General features: G+C 50.5%; 1 protein-coding gene. It reads left to right on the top strand.

What is annotated here, in order from left to right:
• Nucleotides 1–249 precede the first annotated feature (249 nt).
• Nucleotides 250–3258, top strand: coding sequence for a Tn3 family transposase (locus tag LZP96_RS23640; RefSeq protein WP_016156490.1), 3009 nt, complete (start codon nt 250–252; stop codon nt 3256–3258).
• The last annotated feature ends 160 nt before the right edge of the window (nt 3259–3418 follow it).

Here is a 3418-nt window from a genome sequence, read left to right as displayed (position 1 = left end):
CTGGGCGAAATGCGCCTGGTAAGCAGAGTTTTTGAAATGTAAGGCCTTTGAATAAGACAAAAGGCTGCCTCATCGCTAACTTTGCAACAGTGCCGTCTCACAAATCGATATTGATACTGAGTAGTATCATAAGGCATAAATCATGATTTTTGATACTCACGTTTAATATCATTTTCAGTAGTCTCACAAATTATAATATTTGAGACGGTTAAAAAAAGGACAGAACTCCCGTTTACGAAAGGATGCGCAATGAGTGATGACTTTCTTACCAGCGAACAGACAGAAAACTACGGTCGCTATGTGGCAGACCCAAATGAGGTTCAGCTGGCTCGGTATTTTCATCTGGATGAGCGTGACCTTGCTTTTATTAATCAGCGACGGGGAAAACATAACCGGCTGGGGATTGCACTTCAGCTGACTACGGCGCGCTTTCTGGGAACGTTTCTTCCTGATCCCCTTCAAATTCCCTCATTCATCCGTTTTTACATTGCGGCACAGTTGAACATCAGCCGACCAGAGATCCTTTCCCGGTATGCTGAAAGAGAAAATACCCGCTGGGAGCATCAGGGGCTTATCAAGCTCTATTATGATTATCATGATTTTGGTGATTTCCCCTGGACATTCAGACTGAAGCGTTTGCTCTATACTCGCGCCTGGCTCAGCAATGAGCGTCCAGGTCTGCTGTTTGATTTTGCTACCGCATGGTTGCTGCAAAATAAGATCCTGCTACCCGCAGCCTCGACTCTGACAAGGCTGATTGGCGAAGTACGCGAACGGGCAAGTCGACGATTATGGCGAAGGCTGGCTTTGTTGCCTGACAGCTGGCAGAAAACACAACTGGACGGTTTACTTGAAATACCTGAAGGGCAGCGTATATCGGTGCTGGAGGAGATGCGAAAAGGTCCTGTCACTATCAGTGGGCCGTCATTTACAGACGCCCTGGAGCGATATACCCGACTGCGTAGCATGGAGTTTTCCCGGTTGAATTTCTCCGGTCTGCCTGCCATCCAGCTGCGGAATTTGGCCCGTTATGCCGGAATGGCTTCGGTGAAATACATTTCAAGAATGCCTGACGAACGGCGACTGGCCGTGCTTACTGCGTTTGTGAAAGCACAGGAAATTTCGGCGCTTGACGAGGCCGTGGATGTGCTGGATATGCTTATTCTGGATATCACGCGTTCTGCAAAAAATATCGGGCAGAAAAAGCGGCTCAGGACCCTGAAAGATCTTGATCGTGCCGCGCTATTACTGGCACGGGCATGCACGTTATTACTTGATGAGAACACCGATGAAGCAGCTCTGCGGCAGGCTATTTTTCGCCGCATACCAAAGGACAAACTGGCTGAATCCGTCGGCAAGGTAAATGAGCTGGCGCGCCCGCAAGATACTCAGTTTCAGGATGAAATGGTGGAACAATATGGACGGGTGAAGCGTTTCCTGTCCGCGATGTTGCGTGACTTACACTTTCAGGCCGCCCCGGCCGGGGAGCTCACGTTGTCAGCAATCCATTATCTGGCCGAACTGAGTGGCTCAAAAAAGCGAATTCTCGACGATGCACCAGAGCAAATCATTTCCGGCCCATGGAAACGTCTGGTCTACGACAGAGATGGTAGGATTCTACGAGCGGGTTACTCGCTGTGTCTTCTCGAGCGCCTTCAAGATTCTTTGCGCCGTCGTGATCTCTGGCTGGAGAACAGTGATCGGTGGGGGGACCCGCGTCAAAAATTGCTTCAGGGAGCTGAATGGCAGGCACAACGCATCCCGGTATGTCGGGCGCTGGGTCATCCATCAGACGGAACTAAAGCAGCAGAACAACTGGCTACGCGGCTTGATGACACATGGAAATCAGTGGCTTCACGTTTTGCCTGCAACGCAGCGGTCAGCATAAGCAATGAAGGTAAGCATCCCTCACTGACGATTAGCAGTCTGGATAAACTGGATGAGCCACCGGCACTGATACAATTGAATCGTCGGGTAAGAGAATTGATCCCTCCGGTTGATCTGACGGAGCTGTTGCTTGAAATAGATGCCCGAACCGGTTTTACCCGCGAATTCAGCCACGTCAGTGAATCAGGTGCTCGGGCGCAGGATCTCCAGGTCAGTCTGTGCGCAACACTGCTGGCAGAAGCCTGCAATATAGGGCATGAACCCCTGATAAAGCATAATATTCCCGCGCTTACTCGCCATCGTCTGAGCTGGGTTAAACAAAATTATCTCAGGGCAGAAACGCTGGTCACCGCTAATGCACGGCTGGTTGATTTTCAGTCCACGCTGCCGCTCGCGGGGTACTGGGGAGGTGGTGAGGTTGCCTCCGCAGATGGTATGCGTTTTGTCACACCGGTTAAAACGGTTAATTCCGGACCAAATCGTAAATACTTTGGTTCAGGACGCGGTATCACCTGGTACAACTTCGTCTCCGATCAATACTCCGGTTTCCATGGCATTGTAGTTCCCGGGACGCTTCGTGATTCCATCTTTGTACTGGAAGGGCTTCTGGAGCAGCAGACCGGGCTGAATCCGGTAGAAATTATGACGGACACGGCAGGATCCAGCGATATCATTTTTGGCCTGTTCTGGTTACTGGGCTACCAGTTTTCCCCTCGTCTGGCCGATGCAGGCGGGGCGATATTCTGGCGGGCAGATAAAACGGCACATTATGGTGCCCTGAATGAGCTGGCCCGGGGATGTGTTGAACTGTCAAAAATAGAATCCCAATGGGATGAAATGATGCGAATGGCGGGCTCACTGAAGCTTGGGACCATCCATGCATCAGAGCTTATTCGTTCACTGTTGAGAAGTAGCCGACCATCTGGTCTGGCTCAGGCGATTATGGAAGTGGGCCGGGTCAACAAGACGTTGTATCTTCTCAACTATATCGATGATGAGGATTACCGGCGTCGGATCCTCACTCAGCTCAACCGGGGAGAAGGACGCCATGCAGTGGCTCGAGCCATTTGCTACGGACAACGTGGTGAGATTAGAAAACGCTACCGTGAAGGGCAGGAAGATCAACTCGGTGCTCTGGGTCTGGTGACCAATGCGGTTGTGCTGTGGAATACACTTTACATGCAGGAGGCGTTGTCACATCTTCGCAAATCGGGGGAAACACCTGAAGAGGAGCATCTGGCAAGATTATCGCCGCTGATACATGGCCATATAAATATGCTGGGACATTATACGTTTTCGTTACCGGAAGATATTCTGAAGGGCGAGTTAAGACCATTAAATTTGAATACAAACAATGAATTAACCTCTTAGCGTGGTTTTTTACATCATTGGACCTCGAACCCCTTCTGCGGTAATCTTTTACCCGAAAGAGGGGCGTTTTGACTGCGTCGCGCGCCCCTGGCTAACAGAGGCTGGCAGCCGATCAGCTCGTGGTATCTGGGAAATCGAATTTAACCATAAACTCCTGCGG

The sequence above is a fragment of the Huaxiibacter chinensis genome, assembly GCF_022171985.1.
In the GTDB taxonomy this organism is placed as follows: domain Bacteria; phylum Pseudomonadota; class Gammaproteobacteria; order Enterobacterales; family Enterobacteriaceae; genus Enterobacter; species Enterobacter chinensis_A.
This window is presented reverse-complemented; position numbering and strand designations above follow the sequence as displayed.

Bases quoted from the DNA above. Each gene is read 5' to 3' on its own strand.
- LZP96_RS23640 (WP_016156490.1), top strand. From the start codon at position 250: ATGAGTGATGACTTTCTTACCAGCGAACAGACAGAAAACTACGGTCGC.